We start from the raw sequence: 24,983 nt of genomic DNA, 5'->3' as shown, positions 1-24,983 counted from the left end.
GTTTATGAGGTAAAACCTTGTAGAAATTCCTGGAAATATTTTATGCGTGCTTCTACATCTTTTTTGTTATTATATCTACCATCAAAAAGTGGTCTATTGTTCTCTTCTTTGACGTATAGCAATTCTTTATCTGAGTATAGGTTTGTCCGTATGGATTGGCTATTTTTGAGTAAAATTTCCTTTTTGTCAATATTATTTGCAACCACCTGCATCATTGGATCATAAACAGTTTTTATTGGTGTTTTGTTGTCACGCTTTTCTTTTGGTGGTATAAAAGCTGCATCTCCAAAGATTGAATAAACCAAATCAATAGTTTCATTAAAAAGATTCTCAAGATTTTTTATTGTTTCGTCAAGATAATTATTTGCTTGTTTTAAATAGTCGTCTAAAAACTTATCCACTGGAGATTTGAAGTTAGCTATATGGCGATAAGCAAAGAATCGCAAAACCAATTCGACATCTTCCATTTTGCGATAAGATTCACTTTCAAGTAATTTTTCTTCTCCTTCGGATTCTAAAGGTAGTTTCCACATTTTACGGAAAGAATCATTTTGAGCAAGCTTTATACATAATTGATTAAACTTGCCATTGCGTAGGGCATTTCTTGTTTCCTGTGGAGTTAGTTTCTCTCCACCACTATTCAATCTTTCAAAAACTATTTGCTTAAGAAAATCAGCTTCTTCTGTACTTTTTGCTGTCTCCTGCAGCAATACAATAGATGATAAATAACGCCTATCTATTCCTCTTTTAACTTGTTCAGGTAAATTTATACAATTTCGACCGTTAAGTTCTCGCCAATATTCCAATCCTTCCAAATTAAATTTTCCTTTGTAAAAATCATAAATAGCTGTTAGCCTTTGCAAGCCGTCCATCACTTCATAGATAGAGTAATCTACTTCATACAAAAAGATAGGTGGAATCGGCACATTCATTATAAATGATTCTATCAAACGGGATTTTCGAGTATTGTCCCACCTTTTCCTGCGCTGGTATTCAGGATTTAGGATATACTTTTTACTGTCAAGCATAGTTTCTATGCTATCAAGTGGGTAACGAGCCTGTTCCGTTACAATTCTTATCTCTCCCTTTTTGTATTTTTCATTAATCTCATCGTCTGAAAGGGAGACTTGATAAATACCCGACTTATCTGGTAAAACAAACGTTTCGCCTGAAATTAAATACCTATTTGCTATCATGCTGAAAGCTCCAAATTTTGTGGTGATATTTTTTTTAATAGTACGGTACTGCACATGGACGGATTATATTGGCGAAACATTTCTTAATACTTCCAAAGCTTTCATAAGTCCAATATAACTCTTTATAAAGGCAAAAGTAATTCAGCTGCTTGTGACCATACCCGACTCTCCAGTCACCAATGTTAGTGGAACCATCGCGATTGCCGTTTTGTTTTAGCGTATACACAAAAATAGCGCTTATTCCTTAAAATATAACGTATCCTGGCAAAAAATCTTAAAATATAGATGCAAGTTTTTCACTAATGTTATGATGCAATAATCCAAATAAATAGACAATTCATATAAATTATGAAATTAGCAACAAAACCCACAGTCCAAACCCTGGGAGACTACGCTTACCAGGCGCTGCAAAAACACTTTAAGAAAACCCTGAAGTGGGAGAAAACAGTTAAGAAAGATGAAGATCCAGAAGCCCTACACCAAATGCGAGTGGGGATGCGTCGCCTGCGTACAGCCATCAGCAGATTTGAATTAGCGCTGAATTTACCGAAGCCTGTAAACGATAAAAATATCGGTAAAATCGCTCGTCGTCTCGGACATCTCCGAGATTTTGATGTCCTCAAAGAAACCTTAGAAACCCAGTATAAACCACATTTAACCTCCAAAGAACAGAAATATTTACAAACAGCATTTGAGACATTAGCGAAACAACGCGAACATGCATTCAGCACAGTGGAGACAACATTCAAAGATGAACCTTATAAGTCTCTCAAACAGGGATTTAACGAGTGGTTAGAAAAACCTACTTACCACCCCTTAGCATCTTTACCAATTCAGCAAGTTTTACCAGATTTACTTTTACCGGAAGTAAGTAAATTATTGCTACATCCGGGTTGGCTAGTTGGCACCCAAGTTGTAGAGTCACAGTTAAAAATTCAAACAGACTGGGAAGCCAAAAAAATAGAAGAATACTTGACGACACAAGGCGAAACTCTTCATGATTTGCGGAAACAAGCCAAACGTGTCCGCTATCAAATGGAATTGTTTAGTGACTTATACAGCGAGTCTTACGCGGCTTATATCGCCGACGTAAAAAGTATCCAAGATATTTTGGGACAAATGCAAGATAGTGTAGTCTTAAGTGAGTGGCTCGAAGATGTCTTGAGATCAGAAATGCACACTCATTTGAGCGGTTTGGCTAAGTTGTTATCCGAAAATCGCTATCAATTATGGCAACAATGGCAACCATTACAAGAGCGGTATCTGAAAACAGAAACTAGGTATGGCTTTCATTTAACAGTAATGCATCCTCATGAAGTTGCCGTGGATGCTGAAAGTGAGACTAGCGATTAGATAATTGGATTGGAGCCTCAAGGGACAAAACATAAACACTGCTTTGGGGAATTTGCACAATGCGGGTATTTTCTGCAGAACGCAAACCTGTGACTATGCCAATAGCGCTTCCTAGCATTGCGCCTCGGTCAAATTGTTCCGGGTCGCCATTGCTCAAAAAGCCCAAGGTACTGCCAGCTAGTCTACCGTAAACAGAGCCATTTTCTACAGCTTTATCATTAGCTCGCTTTTGGGTAATAGTAGTGCCAGGAATTATCTGACTTGATGCTTTAATCGAGACAATTCGACCATTAACCACCAACGACTGTGCTACAATTTTAGCCCCTCCATTAGTAGGTTTGAGGATAATGGTTACTGGCGTATTTTCCGGCGCTACAACATTACCTTTAGCATCTTTAATTGCATTAGCTAAAGGAAGCGTCAGGGGAAAATCCTGTTTTTGACCGACATCTACGGTAACGGGCGCGGGAAATGAAACGATAATTGCTGTATCTTGAGGAATGGTAACATCTTGATTCACTGCTTGGGGCTGAGGCGGAACTGGTTGAGCAGTAGCTGGTAATGTAACCGCACCCAACAGAGATAGAGAACAAGCAAGGCTCAACAACATTTGTGTTTTCATGACCGTTTCTTCCTTTGATGTGAGTAGTGTTTTCGAGGTTTGAACCCCTTCACTCAATCAATAGGTTTGTAGTTTTCAGTTTATGCAGATACAAGAATAGGACTTACGCATTGACAAAAAACACAAAATATGAGTTGCAAAAAACCGGAGATGTCGTAGGGGTTTAGCATTGCTAAACCCCGAAAACGCGGGTCTGTTTAATAATTACTCCCGAACCGCTGGAAGATTACCGTTCCCTACGGGACGCTACGCGAACGCGGAGCGTCCCGTAGGGAAATAATTTTTAGCTCACGCAAAGGCGCAAAGGCGCAAAGGCGCATTCGCGGAGCGTCTGTCTTCGACACGCACTCGCGTTCGTAGAGAAGAAGGAAAATTATAGGTAATCTTAGACTGGGAAGGGAGTAATCAAAGCCTGAAATAACGTATTTTGGTAAAACCATACCATGCCAAATTTGTACAGTGCGTAAGTCCTAAAGAATAATCAAAGACCGATTCGGGAGTATTCCCCAGTCCCCATTCCCCATTCCCCATTCCCCAGCGATGCACTGAGCTTGTCGAAGTGTCCCCAGTCCCCGTCAGGGATGATGTAGTAACCAATACCATCCAGAACCTTCGCGAGTGAGCCAAGAGTCATCAAAATCAGGATGATAATTATCTAAGTAAGGATTGTAGACCGGAAAATCAGGAGATTGGGAGTCATCTTTCACGCGAATTCTGACATTCTGACAATTCCCTTCGATTTCTATCGTGACGCGATCGCCCTGTGTTGGTCGCAAAAGATGATCTCTGATGATACCTCGACTCCTATCTACTTCCTGCCGTTCTCTAGAAACACAACGCACTTTCACCAACGAGTTATTATTCGGATGATCTAGCAAATAGGGCAGAATTTGCGAGTCACGAATTCTGCGCGATGGGGTCTGGGCGTTGGCGAAAGCTGTTACCGACAGCAACATAGTTACACTCAAAATAACAATTCTGAGAATTGGTGGACTTTTCATACTTACTCCTGAAGGTATATAAAGCAATAGCCAGGGCGCTTACCCCGGCGTCTTGATAATTCAAAATTAAAAATTCAAGTTGACAGTTAACAGTCAATTATTTCTTGTCTAATAGTTGATTTACTTGCTGTCCCCGGCGACCTGTTTTGATTTCATAACGACGGGTGAGGTTATCTTCAAAGTTCGCATCTCTAGCAGCAGCGGCGTTAACGAAAGCATCACAATTCTTACCTTGAACTACTGTTGATGAACTGTTGCTATTTTCTTGATTACGGTTGCTGGTGGAACTACTTGATTGGCTATTATTTTGGCTACCTTGACTCGCACCACTACCGCTAACGCCAATTCCCAGAAAACTAACACCACCGCCACCACCATCATTGTGGCTACGGGAAGAACTGGAGCGATCGCTGTTAGACGAAGCTATCACCAGTTTGCTAGAGTTGTTGCTGGTGTTATTTCCTAAACCAACATCGCTACACAGGGCGCGGGGGTCTTTTGCTAAGGTGTTGGAGTCAACCCAAGATTTATGGTCCCCTAATCCTTGGATTTCTGAATTACCATTGGTGTTGCTCGGTTCACCAGGCTTGGGGGTTGTAGCAGTTGCATTACCTGCACCTGCAGCAGGGGCCAGAACACCAGGTCTGAAGATACCCGCAGGCTGTGCATCAAATGGTCCGGCGAATGCTGGTAGTGTAGTGGTAATAAGTGCGGTAGCAGTTAGCAAAGAACCGGTTAAGTGACGGAATTTCATAGTCATTGTCCTAAAATTTCAGTGTTTGTTGTTCTGTTGTTTGGGTTTCATCCCCTTCACTGATTTAATAGGTTGACCTTGATTGGTTTATGCACCGCTCATAGGAATCTGTACAAAGCTACCCAAGGATAGACAATACTAGACAACTACGTTTGTAATTTTAGTCCAAAGTCCTAAAACTACAGGGATAAACGGCAATCCCTCTAGCCCATTCATAAAGTTTGGGATTACTTTCCTGGCTATATTTAAGCTTCCATTGGTATCAGCATTAATTATTTTACCACTGGAAGTTTTGTATAAACCTCTTTGAATACGCTTGCCACTAAAAACGGGTTTATTATCTGATTTTTCTCTGTAAACAGGTAATTTATCACCGTCTAATGCACTGGCTTTTGAAGTGTAGCTTTCTTCAGTAATTACAACATCAATACCAGCTAGCTTGGTTTTATAAGTTAGTAGATTTATTAATTTAGCGTGAGGTATTTTGGTAAATTGTTGATTGTTCTTTTTGCCAATATTAATATCTTGCTTCCATCCTGAATTATTGCCAATAATTAATTGACCAATATCATTTAACTGACACCAATCGATCACCCTACGGCTAACAGTATGGAGATAGTTATCAATCCTTCTATCACGCTTGCTATTTAATTCTTTAACCTGTCTCCAAGCTTCTATTGATTGCGCTAATCGCACTCTTTTATTGAAGAATTGGTTAATACTTTTCAATGGTCTACCATTAATCAATAACGGCTTGACACCGGGATGATTGGAAGTTGTAGCCATCAAATTATTTAAGCCAAGGTCTACACCAGCACTGTACTTACCTGTTGACTTAACAGACTCATTGACTGTGTAAACAACTTCAATAACATAATGATTTAGCTTAGGTACAATCCTTATTTGGTCTACATCTTTAGCCTTTGTTTGTAATTGAATGTTTGACTGTGAAAGTTTAACACTACCCTTAGTTAATGCTGGTTTTGATATTGCATCTATTGGGTAAATCACAACATTTCTGCCACGTTCTTTATGTTTGTATCCTGGCATTTTGGGTTGACCAAGATATTTACCCTGATGTTTTGACCAATCTTTTAACGCTGCTAACCAACCTTTCCAAGCTTCTGAAACTCTACGCACTATTTGTTTACTAACCTTCGTTGGTAGATATCGGTATGCTTCTAAATTCTTGGTTTGGTGGTAAATATCAATTGAGTTGTAATACTTTTTAGTTTCAAAAAAGTATTGACGTTGAATATAGGTAGCAGCATTGTAAAGATGCTTGGATTGTAAAGCTAGGTAATCACATTCTTTCCAAAACTTATGCTGTCGGCTAATAATGTGCTTTTCAACTAATTGCATTTGACTCGACCTCTCAAATGTTGTTACACTCATATTATATATGAGTTATTCAAAAATAACAACATGGCTAGAAAGAAAATTTACGCAGAAGAAAAAAGAAGATTTACGATGACTTTGACTCAAACAGCTATTGAATGGTTAGAGCAAAAGCAAATAGACATGAAAGCATCAAGCCTTAGTGATGTTATAGAGCGCATGGCTAGAGAGAACCTACCCAAAAATGAGCAATAATGGGTAGGTTTGTCCAGAATTTAGATTACAGTTTCAAACCCGTAGAAAAAACCGCATAAAAAACTCCACCCACAGCGAGATGGAGTTTCCCACCGACTTCCAATCACCAATCAGCAATCACCAATGACTAAACTCCGAACTTTTTAACCTTCTTCTTGGTTCTCCACCTTATGTGCTGGGGAAGCTTCATAAAGAGCATCAAGTTGTTCCCGAGCATCTTCAACGTTGATCGAACGCATCACCAATAACGGCTCTTTGATTAAATTTCCGGCGCTATCTAATAACTCTGGATGAGGTGTAAACTGTTTTCTTGATGACGGATAGCCAAAGTTGCCTTGATTATTCATTGACGAATATTTCGCGGGATAAGTCCCCTCTCGATCAAAACTAAACATGATCAGATTGCGAATTAAATTACCAACAGCAATAAATGCAAGGATTGTAAAAGCGAGAATGTAAAGCAGGTGTAGCATCGGGGTTTCCTCCAAGAGAAGCGAGTTTTAAAACTTTATAATTTAACGAATTTAACGGTTTTGTTCGCCGATAGGGTGACTAACGGCTAGCTCGAAAAATCAACGCCATATTGAGGCGTCTATTTTTATATGGGCAAATGTATCAAGCGGCACTAGCTAATAAAACGGTAGCATGAGATACATTATTTTGTTTGTTAACTCAAATTTTGTTAATATTTGGCGAATATCTATGGAAATTATCCAACGTTTTGCTGTAGTTAAACAGTTTAGCGCAGTTTGCCATCTGCCAAAGCCAATCCTCAGACGAATTATGTCTGACGGAAGCGTGAGGCTATTTTCCAGCATTCTGTTACTAATTGATGCCACGGCATCAACGTTGTCATCTCAATCCCGACTTGACCATCAGTTGCAGTAAACAGCATCTTCGCGGTTTTTAGTTCCTCCTGTGCTTGCTTGACTCGCAATAGCAGTTCAGATTGCTCCTGGTCACTCATAAATGAGATTTGCTCAGTTTCCAGAAAATGGCGCGATCGCGTAAACCAATACTCAAAATCCTCAAACAGCGGCTCCAAAACCGTTTTCAGTAACTCAGACCCTGGTAAATTTGAGTCCTGCATAAATGAGAAGCATACTTCTAACTTTCTTACTAATCTTAACGCTGTTTACGATTCTTAACATTTTTTTTAAAATCTCTCTTTGGAGAGAGACGATCATAAAATCTGTAGCAAAAGCTACAACTATAATTGTACATCCTTGCCAGGGTGTTTGTACAGAACCGTAGAGCGTCCGTATATTCCGTTTGAATAGGTGCAATTAAATTTTTAATAAGTTAATATGGATTTAATGTACATTTAAATTGCTGATTTTACAGCTATTTTCAGGTAAATAGACCACATTTGCCGTAGGGGCACAGCACTGCTGTGCCCTGAGAGTGTGGTTCAACTACGTGAAAACTGCTGTAAGATTTAGCTGATTTTACAGCTATTTTCAGGTAAATAGACCACATTTGCCGTAGGGGCACAGCAGTGCTGTGCCCTGAGAGTGTGGTTCAACTACGTGAAAACTGCTGTAAGATTTAGCCCAAGCGCCTCAATCCCCCTGTCCTCCTTCCCCACGCCGCATCTGCACCAAAACCTAAGCAACCGTATCAAAACAGGGATATTTCACACCAGCAGAAGCTAAATTTTCATAGCCTAATTCAAAATTCAAAATACATAATTCGCCAATGAATATATCCCCCATTCGATAGAAAATCAGCACCTACTCTGGGGGCACAATAATAATCGTAGGGTGCGTGAAGCAGCAATAAATATTGTACGTAGTCACAAGACTTGTGGCGTCACGCACCATTCTTTAAATGTGACACGGAAGTCAGTCCTGAGAAAATGAGAAAGTGCAACGAGGAAAATCAACCCATGTTATATTTGGGTAGATTTTTCAGAACTCCAACTGATAAATTACTTTAGGAATCACTTCGCCAACGGTTCAGCAGCCAATGTCGCCAAATCTTGCTCCCAATCAGTCAGCACAACCTGAAAAAATGTATTTACCGCGTACTAGCGAATCGGAGAAGTTAAAAAAGATTCGCCACACAGCTTCTCATGTAATGGCGATGGCTGTACAAAAGCTGTTTCCCAAGGCGCAAGTTACAATCGGTCCGTGGATTGAAAACGGCTTTTATTATGACTTTGACAGTCCTGATCCATTTAGCGATAAGGATTTGAAAGCCATACAGAAAGAAATGATCAAGATTATCAATCGCAAATTACCAGTATTGCGAGAAGAAGTCAGTCGAGAAGAAGCCCAACGCCGGATAGAGGAAATTAAAGAACCGTATAAGTTAGAAATCCTGGCAGATATTAAACAGGAACCAATCACAATTTACCACCTGGGGAATGAATGGTGGGATTTGTGCGCCGGACCTCATGTAGAAAACACCAGCGAACTCAACCCCAAAGCCATTGAATTAGAAAGCGTTGCTGGCGCTTATTGGCGTGGGGATGAAACCAAGGCGCAGTTACAGAGGATTTACGCCACAGCTTGGGAAACCCCAGAACAACTCGCTGAATATAAGCGGCGCAAAGAAGAGGCGCTACGGCGAGATCACCGTAAACTGGGTAAGGAATTGGGATTATTTATATTTTCTGACCTCGTGGGACCGGGGTTGCCTTTGTGGACACCCAAAGGAACTCTGTTGCGGAGTCTTTTAGAAGATTTCCTCAAGCAGGAACAGCTAAAACGCGGTTATTTGCCTGTTGTTACACCCCACATCGCCAGAGTAGATTTATTTAAAACCTCTGGACATTGGCAAAAATACAAAGAAGATATGTTCCCCTTAATGGCGGAGAATCAGGAAGCAGCCGCTTTGGAGCAAGGTTTTGTCATGAAACCGATGAATTGCCCCTTCCATATTCAAATATACAAGAGTGAGTTACGTTCTTATCGGGAATTGCCAATGCGACTAGCAGAATTTGGCACCGTTTACCGCTATGAACAATCAGGGGAATTGGGCGGTTTAACCAGGGTACGCGGTTTTACGGTGGATGATTCTCACCTGTTCGTCACCCCAGAACAACTAGACAACGAATTCCTCAGCGTGGTGGATTTGATTTTGTCGGTGTTCAATAAACTGCAACTCAAGAATTTTAAAGCTAGACTCAGTTTTCGTGATCCAGCCAGTGATAAGTACATCGGTTCCGATGAAGTTTGGGATAAAGCCGAAGGTGCAATTCGCCGTGCCGTGCAACAATTGGGCATGGAACACTTTGAGGGAATTGGCGAAGCGGCATTTTATGGTCCAAAACTCGATTTTATCTTTAGTGATGCCCTAGAGCGCGAATGGCAGTTAGGAACCGTCCAGGTAGATTATAACTTGCCAGAACGCTTTGATTTAGAATACGTGGCTGAAGATGGCGTTCGCAAACGTCCGGTGATGATCCACCGTGCGCCTTTTGGTTCTTTGGAACGGTTGATTGGGATTTTGATTGAAGAATACGCGGGGGATTTCCCCTTGTGGTTAGCGCCAGTACAAACTAGATTGCTACCAGTGGGTGACGACCAACTGGATTTCGCTCACCAAGTAGTAGGGAAAATGAGAGAATTGGGTATCCGCGCCGAAGTTGATACGAGTGGCGATCGCCTGGGTAAATTAATTCGCAATGGCGAGAAAGATAAAATACCCGTAATGGCAGTAGTAGGAGCCAAAGAAGTTGAAACCAATAGCTTGAGTATTCGTACACGAGCTTCTGGTGAGTTGGGAACTATACCTGTAGATGAGGTATTGGATAAGTTAAAACAGGCGATCGCTAAATTTGAGAACTTCTAGGGATTTTTTGGCGAAAGAACAGCGCATTGATAGTGTATTGTGATCAATAGGCTATCAATGCCAAACTATTCTCAGGATGCCCAGCAAGTTTTTTCAGGAAAGATTCCTTGCTTCCAGTGTTGGCGAACCTTTACCGCTGCTCGTTGAAAAAATGCCTGTGAGTTTTGAGCAGGTATTTCTTGAAGTTCCTTGACTTCTCCACTAGATTTATCTAACCATAAAGAGCCAAGATGATCTTCATGTAGACCGAAGCGGTAAGTAACGCCTGCCTCATCCTCCGCTTGTTTTAAAATTAATACGTAAAAAGCCATAAAACAAGATATTGTATCTAAATACTAGACACTTTAGTTTTAACTTATTTGAGTTTAACTTATGTTAGTGGTGGACTCCACAAGCGACCAGAGCGTACAGTCGCCTCATGAGCAGTACGGTAGTTGGTATGAAAAATCACCTCAAAGCGTGACTCAAAATACTCGTGTTTAAGTAATTGTAGATCTTCATGGTTAAAATTACCTTGCTGCAACCTGAACCAGGTATCAGCTATATCTGGGTCAGGGTCAAAGCAATCAAATCCGTAATCTAATTGGTGCTGACGATAGAACAGGTGGTCTTTTATCCGTTGAATGCGAAATTCCATCCAACCAGTATTCCTGGCAATTTCTGCTACATCATCAGTTTTACGACGAATAGCATCATAAGCATCAGGAGCGTATTGCTCCCAACGTTCTAAATATTTCATTTTTAAATTTTTAATAAAGAAATTAATATATGCCTTAGTATATCACTAATCCTGAGTAATAAGGTAAATAAAATATTAAGAACTATAGCCCCTTGTAGAAAGACCTTCTGTGACCACGTGAATTTCTGTCATGGATTTAAGGGGGAAAAAGCTACTAATAACAAATTTAGAGCATCAGGCATATCCTCGTAGGGGTGCAAGCCGTTGTGTCCCTATGAGTATCAATGGTTTCAGCCGTAACTCAATTGTATTCGATAGAAAATAAATTTGTCTATGGGTACCTAGGGTAAAGACTTATCAACAAAACGTTACAAATAGAAGTAGAATTAAATTATTAAACAAATAAGTATTTTTTCTGAGTGAAATGATAACAGATCAATTTCCCTGGCTGACAGCGATTGTCCTGCTACCACTTGTTGCGTCCCTGCTTATACCTGTGCTACCTGACAAAGATGGTAAGCTCGTGCGGTGGTATGCAATGGGTGTAGGTATAGCAGATTTTGCCTTGATGTGCTATGCCTTTTGGAAGCATTACGATCCGAGTAGTGCGAATTTTCAACTCGTCGAGAATTATGCCTGGGTACCTCAATTAGGTATTAACTGGGCAGTTTCGGTTGATGGTCTGTCATTTCCCCTCGTCCTACTGGCAGGATTTGTCACCACACTCTCCATGTTTTCCGCATGGCAAGTTGATCGCCGACCCCGCCTATTCTATTTTCTCATGTTGGTGCTGTATTCCGCACAGGTCGGGGTATTTGTCGCCAAAGATTTGCTGCTATTTTTCATCATGTGGGAAGTCGAACTGATTCCCGTGTATCTACTTGTTTGTATTTGGGGCGGACAGAAGCGTCGTTACGCGGCGACAAAATTCTTGCTCTATACCGCAGCGGCTTCTATATTTATTCTCGTGGCTGCTCTGGGAATGGCGCTCTATGGTGGTGGCGCTGTATCATTTGATATAGAAACCCTGGGCATGAAAGATTACCCACTGGCTCTAGAACTGCTACTGTATGCGGGATTGCTGATTGCCTTTGGTGTCAAGCTGGCAATTTTCCCGATGCATACTTGGCTACCTGATGCCCACGGTGAAGCATCCTCGCCCGTGTCGATGATTCTGGCTGGTGTGCTGCTGAAAATGGGTGGATACGGACTAATTCGCCTGAATCTGGAAATGTTGCCTGATGCACACATATACTTTGCACCGGTTCTAGCCATTCTCGGCGTTGTCAATATTATCTATGGCGCCTTGAATTCCTTTGCTCAGACTAATATGAAACGTCGCCTCGCCTATTCGTCCATTTCCCACATGGGATTTGTACTACTGGGTATTGCGTCCTTCACCGATTTGGGAATCAACGGCGCGATGTTGCAGATGATTTCCCACGGTTTGATTGCCTCTGTGCTATTCTTCTTGGCAGGCGTGACCTATGATCGCACCCACACAATGGCAATGGCAGATATGGGTGGTATTGGTCAGGTAATGCCCAGAGTGTTTGCCTTATTTACAATGGGTGCAATGGCTTCCCTGGCTCTCCCCGGTATGAGTGGCTTTGCCGGCGAACTCTCGGTTTTTCTGGGTGTAACAACCAGCGATGTCTACAGTTCCACTTTCTGCACCGTCACAGTCTTCCTCGCAGCCGTGGGAGTCATCCTCACGCCGATATATTTGCTGTCTATGTTAAAACAGGTATTTTTTGGCACTAGTGCCAAACTTAGCTGCAATATTGGAGATGCAGGTTTGAACAATCAGGAAGCCGAAGAAGCAGTATGTTTCGGGACTGACTGCGTTCTACCTACCCAAGCAGTTTACCGAGATGCTAATCCTCGTGAAGTGTTTATTGCTGCCTGTTTTCTGGTGCTGATTATCGGCATCGGGTTATACCCCAAGGCGGCGATGCAAATGTATGATGTTAAGACTGTCGCAGTGAATAGTGAAGTCCGTCAATCTTATAGCATCATTGCTCAAAGAAATCCGGAAATTTATGCCAAGGGATTATTGATTCCGACAATCCCAGAGTCTGAATTAGCACCAGTTTTAGGAACTTTGAAGTAATATCAAATCTGGGGGATTGCACATGGTATTTGTAGGGGCGCAGCACTGCTGTGCCCCGAATTTTTGTGTGTTGATTTAACCGGATTTGTATTACTTTACTTACGCATTGACAAAAAACACAAAATATGGGCTGCAAAAAACCGGAGATTTCGTAGGGGTTTAGCATTGCTAAACCCCGAAAACGCAGGTCTGTTTACCATCAAAGTAATAATTAATCAAAGCCTGAAACAACGTATTTTGGTAAAAGCATACCATGCCAAATTTGTACAGTGCGTAAGTCCTAAAAATATATCTCCCAGATACCAGTAGAAATTTACAGTATCTTTCGTACTGCACTAGGAACCGTTATCTTTTTCTTCGTTGCTTTAATACTCTATGGTCGCGACCATTTCACTGATGCATTCTCACCGTTTTTGTGGAAGTGGATGTTCCTTTATGGTGGGTTGATTGTGGTCGTAGGTCAGTCATTCTGGATTCAAGGCTTGAGAACTGTCACTGTATCTACGGCTTCCTTAATTGGCTCGTTTACCCCAATTATAGGTATTATAGCAGCTTATTTAATTTTAGGCGAAGCTCCCACTTTGGCTCAATATATCGGCGGTAGCGTTATTTTAGTTGGTATCTTCTTGAGCCAACTTGGCAAAAAACAACAGACTTCTGAGAAATTGACGGGTTCTACTCAAGCAAAACAAGAGGTAGAAGGTGGTACAGGATTTAAAGGAATTTGAAAGGTTGTACCTAAACTAAGCTAAAAACTTACTGGCTCGCTTAAACTTACTGACATTTGCTGATAAGCGTTTGCTCTCGGTAGAGTAATACGGTGATTTCTGTTCCCTGTTTTGGCGAACTCTTAATTGTCAATTTTGCGCCGATGCGTTCAGCGCGTTCGCTCATCTCTAAAAGACCAGAAATGTTGAATAAAGATACATTGTTGATATCAAAGCCTTGTCCATCATCCTTAATTACCAAAATTAGCTGTTTCTTTTTATATACACAATCAACGTATATTTTCCTGGCTTTCGCGTATTTGAAAGCATTAGTTAATGCTTCTTGACCAATGTTTAGTAGGTTGCTCTCAACATCCGAAGACAGGGAGTATATCTCACCTATTACTTGACAAATAATACATGTATTAGTAGTAGAAAACATCTGCGTTGCGAACCGATGGAGAGCGTTCTGGAGGTCACTATCCTCCAACAATTCTGTAGATGCGGTGCTTGTTTGCAGAGATGGTAGTGCTTTGAGAGAACGACGAGTATCGGTAATGACGAGCGGCTCAAATGTCGCCTCTGACAATAGCCTCAATCGCATCTCGCTTTCTTGAAGTGCTTGCTCTGCCTGCTTGCGTTTAGCGATTTCTGCTTGTAGTTCTAGGGTACTTTCAGCAACCTGCTGCTCTAACATGGTATTATAATCGGCTAGGAGCTTCTGTGCTTGTTTGCGTTCGGTAATATCAATAAAAGCTGCGATCGCATAGGCTATCTTCCCAGTTTCATCAAAAATTGGCGTGCTTAAAACTTCTACAGGGATAATTTTCTGCTCTTGACGCAGCTCTAAATTATCAACGTGAATGGTTTGATCTGCTAAAGAACCTACAATTGGTAATTGGGCAATAGGATACGACTGGTCACTCTCAGCCAGATAAACTTGATACAATTGTGCCAATTCTTCGCTTTTAACTTCTGCTAATCTCTCAATGCTAAATAACTGTTTTGCAGTGCGATTAGCATAGTAGAATTGCCCAGTGCTATCATATATCGAAATAGGTACAGGCACAGCTTCTAAAAATTGCTGCAGGCGACTTTCACTTTGGCATAAAGTTTTGTTTAAAGTCTGCATTTCTAGAAATGTTGCTTTGAGTTGATGCGCCATACTATTAAATGACTTGACTAATTCGCCCAATTCATCAGAACGCCATATTTTTATCCTCTTTTCCCATTCACCTTGAGCAAGTGCGTTTGCTGATTTATTTAAAGCCAGAACTGGTTGCGTTATCCACCGTACAATCTGAATAGCAACAGCCATCGCCACTATCAAAGCAATAATACACAGCATAATCGTGGTACGAGTATTAGCATTAATTAGTTCCATAAAGTCATCTTCTGGAACTACTATTAGAAATTATTTTTGCATAATTAGTTCTTAAAAATACCCAGATAAATAGAAATCCTCAAAATATCTGTCTCGAGAGAGATGCTGCGTTTATTCTTTTTCAAAAGAAATTACAAGATTACAATAATATCACCACAATTTCCGCACTTAGGGACTTCCAACTAAAAAATACCCATAATTGAGGTGTCGAGCAGCGGAACACCTCAATCATGGGTATTCTCAAAACAAAGCTATTCCCTGACACCCATGTTCAATTACTGTAGACCCATCACCGGCTATTAACCCAAGTCGCCTACAGCAGATTTACCTAGTCTGTTGATTTAGTCGCGGTTGGGGTGAAATTTTGTATTAGCTTAAGCTTTAACTCAAGACTCTATGCAGCTATGGAGTGTAATATATACATCATAGTATAGATATTTCACTGCGTATGAGTAATAGTTCCTTCTTTGACGAACAGAAAGAGCAATCCCTAATAAAAGCCAGAATTGTTAAGAAATATTTTTGGGCTTGGGCAAAGGTAATTATACCAACAGCGAAAAAATTTGGTTCTAGAATTGCGTATATTGATCTGTTTGCTGGTCCTGGTCGATATAAAGACGGTTCAAAATCAACACCAATAGAAGTTTTGGAAACTGCAATTTCTGAACCAGATATGCAAAATCTGCTGGTGACAGTATTTAATGATGCTGACCCAGAAAATGTCAACTCTCTTCAACAAGCTATCAATGCAATTCCAGGTATTGAGACTTTGAAATATCAGCCCCAAATACGAAATCATGAAGTAGGCGAAAATATTGTTAAGGAATTTAATGAGCGGAAGTTAGACCCCACATTGTTTTTTGTAGATCCTTGGGGATATAAAGGCTTATCGCTACAACTTATTAACTCGGTTGTGAAGAACTGGGGGTGTGATTGCATCTTCTTTTTTAATTACAACCGGATCAATATGGGTTTAGGTAACGCAGCTGTTGAAGAACACATGAATGCGCTGTTCGGACAAATCCGAGCCGATGAAGTACGCGAGCGACTAACAGCGCTCAAACCAGAAGAACGGGAGGTAACAATTATAGAGGAAATTTGCGAAGCTCTGAAAAAAATGGGCGGAGAGTATGTTCTGCCTTTTTGCTTCAAACATGAGAACGGAAACAGAACTAGCCATCATTTAATATTCGTAAGTAAGCATATCAAAGGTTACGAAATCATGAAGGGAATTATGGCTAATGAGAGTTCTGAGCAAAATCAAGGCGTACCTTCTTTTGAATATAATCCAGCTACTTATAGACAACCATTACTTTTTCAACTTTCTCGTCCTCTCGATGAGTTGGAAGAAATGCTATTAGATAAATTTGCAGGTCAAACAATAACCATGAAAGAAATTTACGATCAGCATCATGTGGGTAGGCGTTATATTAGCAAAAACTATAAAGCTGCTCTCAATCATCTTGAATCTCAAGGTAAAATTATCGCAGACCCACCTGCAAATAACCGACGTAAAAATACGTTTGGAGATTCAGTAAGAGTTACATTTATGCCTAAGAAGTAAGTACCATATTTTCTTTTTTTACTGCTAATTTGTGGGCTGTATTTACCCACATTTTTTGATGTTCTTTCCAAGCATCAGGCATTTCATCCCATATTCTATTATCCAGTAATCTACCTCCAGATTTAGAAGTTTTTCCACCAATTTGTTTGAAGAAAAATGCTACTCCTGTAGATTGACACTGGTCACGAATATCCTGTGCCCATTCAATTTTCATGGGACGATATTTTTGACCAGACTCTCCACCTACAATGACCCAATGAATATCTGTTAAGTCAAGATTCAATGCACCTAAAAGCGGTTCACAAGAAAGAAAACGGACAGCCGCAGGAACTTGGCGTAGAAAGTCTATACGCTCAACATAGTTTTGATTTTCAACTGAGACACCCAACCAGATATTTTTATGAAAATCTAGTCCGGAAGCTAATTCTAGTAATCTCTCAGGACGTTTTGTTAATATTTGATATATATGCCACGGTGTTGCTTCGATAACTTTAAAGACATTTTGAATGAAATCAAGAGGTACATCTTCGTGAAAAAGGTCGCTCATCGAATTAACAAAAATTCGGCTGGGAGTACGCCATTTTATCGGTTCTTTTAACCTTTCTGGGTGTAAAGTTAAATCAAATCCATTCTTGAAATTATTAGGAAACCGTTTAGTGATAGCTTCTGCATAGCAATGGACACAACCAGGGCTAACCTTGTTACAACCAGTTGTTGGGTTCCAGGTTTTATCTGTCCACTCAATACCCGTGTGCGTACTAGACATATTACATAACCTTGTAAATTACAAACTCTATAAATTATACTTTTTGTTTGATTTTTATAGTGTATTTGTACTATAACAGAACTGACGATCATCTCATCGCCATAGATAAACAGGAGTTTTTGGATTACCGATTGTGTAAATCACGATAGTGAGCGCTTACTCTTGGCTTAAAGATTCACCCTTTGTAAACCCAGAGCGATGGCTTACTGTTATATTAAGTTTTGCAAACAATTATTCTCCCTGGCTATAAATATCTGCCACCAGTTGTCAATTCCATGAGATGCTGGTTGATCGATTGGTGAGTATTTGCAGATGTCTGTTGTTTCAAGTGTCACTGTTAACGTTCCCGCCACAACGGCAAATTTGGGGCCTGGTTTTGACTGCATAGGCGCAGCTTTAACGCTTTACAACCAGGTTAAGTTCACTCGTCTCGATGCGGGTGGATTAATTATTCATGTCACAGGCTCAGAAGCCGAACGGGTGCAAACTGATGAGAGCAATCTGCTCTATCAGGCGTTTACGAAGTTATATCAATATATAGATCAGACACCGCCCTCGGTGAAAATTGACATTCATCTGGGTGTACCCCTGGCGCGGGGTTTGGGGAGTTCGGCGACGGCGATTGTTGGCGGGTTGGTTGGTGCGAATCAATTGGCTGGTGGTACTCTGTCGCAGTCCCAGGTGATGGAGTTGGCGATCGCTATCGAAGGACACCCTGATAATGTAGTCCCTGCTTTATTGGGGGGTTGTCGTCTGGCTGCTACCAGCACAGTCGGTTGGGAAATTTGTGATGTTCCCTGGCATGAGAATATAGTTCCAGTCCTGGCGATTCCTGATTTTGAGTTGTCAACATCAGAAGCCCGGCGCGTTTTACCAACTGAGTTTAGTCGTGCAGATGCAATTTTCAATATCGCCCATTTGGGTTTATTATTGCGCGGTTTGGAAACTGGTAACGCCGAATGGTTAAGCACCGCCTTGCAAGATAAATTGCATCAGCCTTATCGTCAAGCTTTGATTCCTGGTTACGATGCTGTGAATGCTGCGGCTATGGCTTGTGGCGCTTATGGTGTGGTAATTAGTGGTGCAGGTCCGACGTTGTTGGCTTTGACAGATGGGTTACACGCTCAGGATGTCGCAGTGGCGATCGCCACTGCTTGGAAACCACAGGGAATCACCGCCATTGTGCGATCGCTTTCTCTCGATCACCAAGGCGCCACTATCTTTGATGAGGATTGACGAAGATCTCGTAGGGTGCGTCAGCCCTAGATATTTAGGCTGCAGCAGTTGTATTATTTTCTGACGCACCCTACAAAATGGGTATTTTTTAAACTGGAAGCCCCTAAACTGGAATGATTGACCTTCTTCAGTCAGAAATCACAGCTTTACACGCTCAGATTCAAGCTCTCAACCAAGAACGCGCTACGCTCACCACTAATAATATAGTGGCTGGTGAACATGATTCCCCTCTGGCAATCGTTGAGGCTTATCGCCGTCAAGCCAGGGAAAATCCGCAATTATCTGCTGAACTCCAAGGAATAGATGGGGCGATCACGGCTTTAGCCGCTCAACTACAACAAAAACAAGCTGATTTAGCACTTTGGCAAGTTGAATCCAAACAGCTTTCCTTACAGCAGCAGCTAGAAGCAGCGAAAAAGGTCGCTCAGGTTCATGCTCAACGTGTCAACCAACTCGCAGGCGAACTAGCCGCAGAAACCCGCCTGCTCAAGGCTTGCGCCGATCAACTCAGTCCCATGTATTGGCAGGTTTATTACAAACCTTTTATTACCGGCTTCAAAAAGATCTCAGTTCCCCACGTCCGCTCTGATGGCGATGTCTGGACAATTGTTAACCGCATCGTTTAACAACGGCGCCCAAAGTCCTATCTATAAATATCTATCTTTACAATCAGCAGATTATAACCCAAAACGGTGACATTAGTCGCCGTTTTTTGTTGACGTTACAAAAGTTTATATCTAGAATTGTCTTGCTCCACTAATAAGTGAGTATTTATTCCTAAAAATCCCCAAAAATATGACTTTAGTGAGTATATATTACTATGTAAATCGCAAAACTTAAGATTTCAGGGCGCAGAAACATTTACAAAAGTAACGACTTCTTAATATAATGTAATTAAAAGCGAAAACAAAAATCGATTGTCAAAAGTGATGATTCCTCTAGACTTCCCCTGGCTAACAGCCATAATCCTCTTACCCCTGGTGGCTTCCCTAGCCATCCCCCTGATTCCAGACAAAGAAGGCAAAACCGTCCGCTGGTACGGACTGGGAGTAGCACTAGCCGACTTCGCATTAATGATTTACGCCTTTTGGCAACACTACGACTTCCAAACCTCAACATTCCAATTTGTCGAAAACTATGCTTGGGTACCGCAGTTAGGTTTGAATTGGTCTGTAGCGGTTGACGGTCTATCGATGCCTTTAGTGTTACTCACAGGCTTAATTAATACCCTCGCAGTCTTCGCGGCTTGGAAAGTAACCACCAAGCCGCGTCTATTTTATGGGCTAATGTTGGTGATGTACAGCGCCCAGTTAGGCGTATTTCTCGCCCAAGATTTGCTCTTGTTCTTCCTGATGTGGGAAATTGAGTTAGTACCTGTATACTTGCTAATCTCCATCTGGGGTGGTCCAAAGCGCCGTTATGCTGCTACCAAATTCATTATTTATACTGCTGCTGCTTCTATATTTATCCTGGTAGCTGGGTTTGCAATGGCATTCTCTGGAGATACTGTCACCTTTAATATGGCAGCTCTGGGAATGAAAGAATATCCCAAAGCTTTTGAACTATTAGTATACGCAGGTTTCTTGATTGCTTTCGGTGTCAAACTGCCAATTTTCCCTCTCCACACTTGGTTACCTGATGCTCACGGTGAAGCATCAGCCCCTGGTTCGATGATTTTGGCTGGTGTGTTGCTGAAAATGGGTGGTTATGCCCTCATCCGCTTCAATGTTGAAATGTTGCCTCATGCCCATGTTACCTTTGCCCCAGTCCTAGCGATTTTGGGTGTAGTTAACATTGTCTACGGTGCTTGCTGCGCCTTCGCTCAAACCAATCTCAAACGCCGTTTGGCTTACTCTTCCATTGCTCACATGGGGTTTGTCCTGATTGGGATTGCTTCCTTTACAGAAATCGGCGTCAGCGGTGCGGTACTACAAATGGTTTCCCACGGCTTGATTGCTGCTAGCTTGTTCTTCCTCTCTGGCGTCACCTACGAACGCACCCACACCTTAATGATGGACAAAATGGGTGGGATAGCTAAAGTAATGCCCAAAACCTTTGCTCTGTTTACCATCGGTTCAATGGCTTCTCTCGCTTTACCAGGGATGAGTGGCTTCGCAGGCGAGTTGATGATCTTCCTCGGTCTTGCTTCCAGTGATGTTTACAGTTCCACCTTCAAAGTTGTAGTTGTCCTGCTGTCAGCCGTTGGCGTGATTTTAACTCCGATTTATTTACTGTCCATGCTGCGCCAAGTATTCTACGGTCAGCAAAGCGAAGAGTTACATTTAGATAAGGTAGTGCTGGATGTTAAACCCCGCGAATTGTTTATTACCGCTTGTCTGATTGTTCCTATCATCGGTATCGGTCTTTATCCCAAATTGGCAACACAGACTTATGATGTCAAAACAGTAGAACTAGCCGCCCATGCTCGTCAAGTTCTGCCCATAGTCGCTCATCAACAACCAACAAGCCTATATTCGCAGATTTTCACTGCACCAACATTGGCTAATTCTCAAGTTGAACGTTCCGTTAATATTTCTGAGTAAATTAACTTCCCATTAAGGGTGCTGCAAGTAAATTCTAAATAAGAGGGGAATTAGGGGTGGTTGCAAAACCACCCCTAATATTATTTTTGGCATAAAAGTTAGAAGATAACTACGGCTCTTAACCGAACCGTATTGGGGGTGGGGTTTTATTTTCAAGTCTACAGTTAATTTTCGCTTTTTATTTTGGCAGTTTTTTAGACCATTCCAGAAAATCATGTTCATATGATTCTCCGTTAGTCTGATAAGCCTTCATACCAGAAAAGAATAAACTTAATCCCCAACCCAATAGGGGAAAAATTGCCCAAAAATATCCAGGGCTTGTCAATAGATTCAACACAATCAAAAATCCATTTACCCCAAGAAAATAAACTAGTTGTGATTTAAACTCTCCACGTCGTTGAGCATTAAATCTCTGTCGCTTTTTCACTTCTACTTCTTGGATTAACCATTCTTGTTCAGCAGCTTGCAGCGATGCTGATGAAACTCCTAATTCTGACGCAATTTCTATAATCTGCTCCCGTGAAACTTCTCCCTGTTGTTGACGAGCAAAAGCTTTTTGGAGAATCTGTTGCATTTGTTCGGAATTGTAAGTCATATCAATACCTCATAAGGTGAAAAAATAGCTAGAATTTGGATTTTGAAACTTTAGCTACAAAGCCATTCAAAATATATTTACTCGTTGTTACGAACTGCCAAGACACACATTTTATATCAGAAAAAATAACCCATGCAGTAGTTGAAAACACAAATATGGATTTATTTATGGCGTTAGTTTTTATTGTTTTATCTGTCAAATTAAATATTTTTAATTCTGTATATTGACTAACAGAAAAAATAATTTTATTCCTTATGAAGGAAAAAATAAAAATATAGGGCAATACAGTTCAGTTAAGGAAAATTGTCGTAGGGGCACGGCACGAATAAAATTGTCATTAGAACAAAAAATTTTGGATGCCGTGCCCCTACAGTGTATATCATTCGAGCCTAACTGAACTGTATTGAAATATAGGGATGGTTTCGTAACCACCCCTAAAATTTTTTTTATTCGGCTCTTAGTAGCGCTTTAGTCCTAAAGTTCTACTACAAACAAATTATCCTGTATTCAGTTGGATATTTCGGAGCGAACGACATCAAGGGGTTAATGGGACAAATTAATTTATTTTTTAACCGACTTACTTAGGTTTATGAATTGCTGTGAAAAGTCAGACAGTGGGTTCCTGGTATTTGACTCCTCGTTTATTGTGACGAGACTCAGCAACAATAGGATAAACTATGCTGCGTAACCGATTAATCGCACCGACAGGACGATGGACTGCTAAACCGTTCCCAGGAGAAAAACTGAGATTTTCTCCAAAGTCATTTTCTGCGGGAGACTGAACATTTTGATGCTTAACTGTGAGACGACCAACTGTAAAGAAGGGTGATTCCTCTTCATTCCAAGCAATGGTGGTATCATCAATGGACATCTCTGGGCTAGTTTGAAATTGGATTTGAAAGTCCCAAGTGTATTCAGCATCAGGTTTTGCTAAAGCTTGAATAATATCCTCTCGGTAGTAGTTGTCCTCTGAACCTGATGTTTTGGCACGCTCAAGTTCACTTTCTGATCTGGACTCTAGAGGAAGTTGTTGATGAGGTGGTTGACTGGAAATCGCTGTAAATCCATATTTAATCACAGTCGGATATTCTACAGGAACTGAACCTGGTTGAGATGGGTCAAAATCGGATTTGAGTCCCAGAGAATACGCCGAAGCACTCCAATAGCGTTCTGTAAGCAAACTCTTGGGAAACCGTTTGAAACTGGCTTTTAAAAGTGATGATTCGTAAGGATGCAACCCCAGCCATAAAAGCACCAACAGCTTCAGAAGCGGAGACAGCCCTGCTCGATAAATCGCCAAAAAAAAGCCGTAGAAGTCTTTGATGGTTCTCACAAAAAAGAGTTCGGTATTGTGGACAATAATATCTTGGGTTTTTAACTCGTGACTTTGCGGTAGTCGTTCTCCTTCTACCCCTATCACTTTTACGGACATAGAGCGCGTATCTCCCTCATAATCATTCTTTACTGAAAATGCACCATTTGCAAATCTTAGCCACACCGGATATTGTTTGGGTTGGGCAAATAAACCTTGTTTTAGGGAAATTGCTTGCAGTTGAGCTTCAGTTAATGAGGTGCGTTTGCTCAATTCCTGCTTAATTGCGGCTTCATCAAAGTCAAAGATTTCTAGAGTACCTTGAACAGCAGCATGGGTTTTTGCGTGAGTATCTCTCTTTGCAGTTTTTTTCTTCTCACCTCCGTAAAGATTGTCCATGTTCTTTTTGACTAGATCACTCATGAGAGCGCAATATTTGGCTTCGTCTTTTTCTGGGTATTCGGTAAATAGTTTCATGTTTTTCACGAGGATTTTGAGTTACAGCGTCAGGGAATACAAAAAAATAAATTATTCAATATTCCTAGGTTATATTCCGCCACTGCTCCGGAGTACCGGATTCAGTGGCGGACGAAGGGGCGTTTTAGTTAAAGGTAAAAAGTAACTTTGTACTTTTTGTCTGATGGGGGAACATTACGATTAACTAAATCTGAAACAGTGTTGGTATTTTGAAGAATTTCCCAACCTACAGGAGAAAAAGTCTCTTTATTGAAGATATTGGGTGATAGTAAAGGATTAGTTAGCGCTTGAGAAAAGGCATCAATTCCAATTAAGCGTGCCACTAGAGGCGGGATAGTTGAATTTTGCCGCACATCCTCGGCGTAAAGTCCCACAAAGAGCTCAATATTATCAACATGACCATATAATTCTTTTAGTTTTTCCTGAGCAAATTCATCTCCGGTAATTTGCTCAAATTTAGTCACTCTGGGGAAACCACACATTTCACGATAATCGTTGTAGCTTGCCAATTGTAGCTGTCTTCCCAGTCTGATTGAGGGTAACTCGGTTAACTCAACCAATATATCAGGGGTGTTGAATAAACCAATTCTTGTACCTGGTTGGGAACAAGTTTCCTCCATCAATGCACCTAAACCTTGGTCAATAAACATTTTATTGTTCCAGAGAGATGTGGCAATATTGATTGGTTTGCCGTTATAGTTAAAGGTTTCGGGAATCGCACTATGCCAGCGATAAACAAAATCAAACTCAATTGCCATCCAATTGGGACGATTCCAACTTTCTTTAGTAAAAGCTTCAGGATCAGCAAATAACTTAAAGTGATAAGGAGTGATGTGATTAATGTACTCTTCCATAATGATTTTCAGAATCATCGCCATGAGAATATTTCTCGATGTTTGGAAGAGGCGTTCATCATCCCAATCTGGATAATTGCTGGCTAATTCATCACAAAGACGATTATGTTCCCGCAGACATAGAGTGTTGAGCATGACATAGCCAATTTGCACATTTGCTCGTTCTACTCCCATCGCAAACATATATTGTTTTTTATCTGCAGGCTGTCTTTTTTCATCATTTATGGGTTGATAAAGACCATCAAATTGAGGGTCAACTATACCTTGCGCTGGATCAGCATAATAAAACAAGGGATATTCTTCTTCTACACCATCTTGGCGTTTGAGTTTCTGACTTTTAAATTTACCTCCTTGAAAGGTTCTTAAAAGATGTGTTTGTTTTCTGGTTAAACCATAAACATTAGACAACGGTTCTTGGGTACTTAGCGTGCTAAAA

Annotated in this window: 22 protein-coding genes and 1 pseudogene; 9 read left to right on the top strand and 14 right to left on the bottom strand. The window is 41.0% G+C overall.

Annotated elements, in window-relative coordinates; translation table 11 throughout:
* Positions 1-2 precede the first annotated feature (2 nt).
* Positions 3-1,250, bottom strand: coding sequence for a DUF262 domain-containing protein (locus HEQ19_04610; GenBank protein WYM03256.2), 1,248 nt, complete (start codon positions 1,248-1,250; stop codon positions 3-5).
* A gap of 294 nt (positions 1,251-1,544) precedes the next feature.
* Here HEQ19_04610 and HEQ19_04605 point away from each other — a divergent pair, with 294 nt between their 5' ends.
* On the top strand, positions 1,545-2,549 hold the full coding sequence (locus HEQ19_04605; GenBank protein ID WYL98909.1) for a CHAD domain-containing protein: 1,005 nt from the start codon (positions 1,545-1,547) through the stop codon (positions 2,547-2,549).
* On the opposite strand, the gene HEQ19_04600 is transcribed toward HEQ19_04605, so the two are convergent.
* From HEQ19_04600 to HEQ19_04585, 4 genes are all read right to left on the bottom strand, one after another.
* A complete protein-coding gene (locus HEQ19_04600) occupies positions 2,539-3,171 on the bottom strand; it encodes a hypothetical protein (GenBank protein WYL98908.1) in 633 nt (210 codons plus the stop codon). The two genes, HEQ19_04605 and HEQ19_04600, sit on opposite strands and share 11 nt — an antisense overlap.
* Before the next feature lie 575 nt (positions 3,172-3,746).
* Entirely contained in the window at positions 3,747-4,172 is a 426-nt protein-coding gene (locus HEQ19_04595) for a hypothetical protein (GenBank protein ID WYL98907.1), read from the bottom strand.
* Positions 4,173-4,269: 97 nt separating this feature from the next.
* Complete coding sequence (locus HEQ19_04590) at positions 4,270-4,926, bottom strand: hypothetical protein (protein WYL98906.1); 657 nt, start codon at positions 4,924-4,926, stop codon at positions 4,270-4,272.
* A gap of 138 nt (positions 4,927-5,064) precedes the next feature.
* Entirely contained in the window at positions 5,065-6,288 is a 1,224-nt protein-coding gene (locus HEQ19_04585) for a transposase (protein ID WYL98905.1), read from the bottom strand.
* 63 nt (positions 6,289-6,351) lie between these two features.
* Here HEQ19_04585 and HEQ19_04580 point away from each other — a divergent pair, with 63 nt between their 5' ends.
* Positions 6,352-6,519, top strand: coding sequence for a hypothetical protein (locus HEQ19_04580; protein WYL98904.1), 168 nt, complete (start codon positions 6,352-6,354; stop codon positions 6,517-6,519).
* Positions 6,520-6,662: 143 nt separating this feature from the next.
* On the opposite strand, the gene HEQ19_04575 is transcribed toward HEQ19_04580, so the two are convergent.
* Together HEQ19_04575 and HEQ19_04570 are read right to left on the bottom strand one after the other, a co-directional pair.
* Positions 6,663-6,992, bottom strand: a complete 330-nt coding sequence (locus tag HEQ19_04575; protein WYL98903.1) for a DUF2973 domain-containing protein — start codon at positions 6,990-6,992, stop codon at positions 6,663-6,665.
* A 308-nt stretch (positions 6,993-7,300) separates the two neighbouring features.
* The gene (locus HEQ19_04570; GenBank protein ID WYL98902.1) at positions 7,301-7,609 is read right to left on the bottom strand and encodes a DUF2605 domain-containing protein; all 309 of its coding nucleotides are present in this window, start codon (positions 7,607-7,609) and stop codon (positions 7,301-7,303) included.
* Between the two features lie 878 nt (positions 7,610-8,487).
* Between HEQ19_04570 and thrS the strand changes: the two genes are divergently transcribed.
* Positions 8,488-10,317 (top strand): threonine--tRNA ligase, encoded by a 1,830-nt coding sequence (gene thrS / locus HEQ19_04565; GenBank protein WYL98901.1) that lies wholly within the window; start codon positions 8,488-8,490, stop codon positions 10,315-10,317.
* A 71-nt stretch (positions 10,318-10,388) separates the two neighbouring features.
* Here the strand turns inward: thrS and HEQ19_04560 are convergent, their stop codons facing one another.
* Both HEQ19_04560 and HEQ19_04555 read right to left on the bottom strand, forming a co-directional pair.
* Positions 10,389-10,628, bottom strand: coding sequence for a hypothetical protein (locus tag HEQ19_04560; GenBank protein WYL98900.1), 240 nt, complete (start codon positions 10,626-10,628; stop codon positions 10,389-10,391).
* Between the two features lie 59 nt (positions 10,629-10,687).
* Positions 10,688-11,056: a hypothetical protein gene (locus tag HEQ19_04555; GenBank protein ID WYL98899.1), complete on the bottom strand. Its 369-nt coding sequence runs from the start codon at positions 11,054-11,056 to the stop codon at positions 10,688-10,690.
* Positions 11,057-11,420: 364 nt separating this feature from the next.
* Between HEQ19_04555 and HEQ19_04550 the strand changes: the two genes are divergently transcribed.
* Complete coding sequence (locus tag HEQ19_04550; protein ID WYL98898.1) at positions 11,421-13,109, top strand: NAD(P)H-quinone oxidoreductase subunit 4; 1,689 nt, start codon at positions 11,421-11,423, stop codon at positions 13,107-13,109.
* Positions 13,110-13,393: 284 nt separating this feature from the next.
* A pseudogene (locus HEQ19_04545) lies at positions 13,394-13,837 on the top strand (DMT family transporter).
* A 46-nt stretch (positions 13,838-13,883) separates the two neighbouring features.
* On the opposite strand, the gene HEQ19_04540 reads toward HEQ19_04545, so the two are convergent.
* Entirely contained in the window at positions 13,884-15,200 is a 1,317-nt protein-coding gene (locus HEQ19_04540) for a HAMP domain-containing protein (protein ID WYL98897.1), read from the bottom strand.
* 448 nt (positions 15,201-15,648) lie between these two features.
* Between HEQ19_04540 and HEQ19_04535 the strand changes: the two genes are divergently transcribed.
* A complete protein-coding gene (locus HEQ19_04535) occupies positions 15,649-16,764 on the top strand; it encodes a three-Cys-motif partner protein TcmP (GenBank protein ID WYL98896.1) in 1,116 nt (371 codons plus the stop codon).
* Here HEQ19_04535 and HEQ19_04530 read toward each other — a convergent pair.
* Positions 16,754-17,530, bottom strand: a complete 777-nt coding sequence (locus HEQ19_04530; protein WYL98895.1) for a phage Gp37/Gp68 family protein — start codon at positions 17,528-17,530, stop codon at positions 16,754-16,756. The two genes, HEQ19_04535 and HEQ19_04530, sit on opposite strands and share 11 nt — an antisense overlap.
* 312 nt (positions 17,531-17,842) lie before the next feature.
* On the opposite strand from HEQ19_04530, the gene thrB reads away from it, so the two are divergent.
* From thrB to HEQ19_04515, 3 genes are all read left to right on the top strand, one after another.
* Positions 17,843-18,766 (top strand): homoserine kinase, encoded by a 924-nt coding sequence (gene thrB, locus HEQ19_04525; GenBank protein WYL98894.1) that lies wholly within the window; start codon positions 17,843-17,845, stop codon positions 18,764-18,766.
* A 113-nt stretch (positions 18,767-18,879) separates the two neighbouring features.
* Positions 18,880-19,392, top strand: a complete 513-nt coding sequence (locus tag HEQ19_04520; protein ID WYM03254.2) for a hypothetical protein — start codon at positions 18,880-18,882, stop codon at positions 19,390-19,392.
* Between the two features lie 303 nt (positions 19,393-19,695).
* The gene (locus HEQ19_04515) at positions 19,696-21,309 is read left to right on the top strand and encodes an NAD(P)H-quinone oxidoreductase subunit 4 (GenBank protein ID WYM03253.1); all 1,614 of its coding nucleotides are present in this window, start codon (positions 19,696-19,698) and stop codon (positions 21,307-21,309) included.
* A gap of 178 nt (positions 21,310-21,487) precedes the next feature.
* On the opposite strand, the gene HEQ19_04510 is transcribed toward HEQ19_04515, so the two are convergent.
* The 3 genes from HEQ19_04510 to HEQ19_04500 all read right to left on the bottom strand — a co-directional run bounded on the left by HEQ19_04510 (position 21,488) and on the right by HEQ19_04500 (position 24,955).
* Positions 21,488-21,904, bottom strand: coding sequence for a 2TM domain-containing protein (locus tag HEQ19_04510; protein ID WYL98893.1), 417 nt, complete (start codon positions 21,902-21,904; stop codon positions 21,488-21,490).
* A gap of 607 nt (positions 21,905-22,511) precedes the next feature.
* Positions 22,512-23,693, bottom strand: a complete 1,182-nt coding sequence (locus tag HEQ19_04505; GenBank protein ID WYL98892.1) for a catalase — start codon at positions 23,691-23,693, stop codon at positions 22,512-22,514.
* A 128-nt stretch (positions 23,694-23,821) separates the two neighbouring features.
* Complete coding sequence (locus HEQ19_04500; GenBank protein ID WZI67107.1) at positions 23,822-24,955, bottom strand: peroxidase family protein; 1,134 nt, start codon at positions 24,953-24,955, stop codon at positions 23,822-23,824.
* Between the last annotated feature and the right edge of the window lie 28 nt (positions 24,956-24,983).

It is taken from the genome of Gloeotrichia echinulata CP02, assembly GCA_038087035.1.
GTDB classification, from domain to species: domain Bacteria; phylum Cyanobacteriota; class Cyanobacteriia; order Cyanobacteriales; family Nostocaceae; genus Gloeotrichia; species Gloeotrichia echinulata.
The sequence above is the reverse complement of the archived record's forward strand: the minus strand, read 5'-3'. Positions and strand labels throughout refer to the sequence as shown.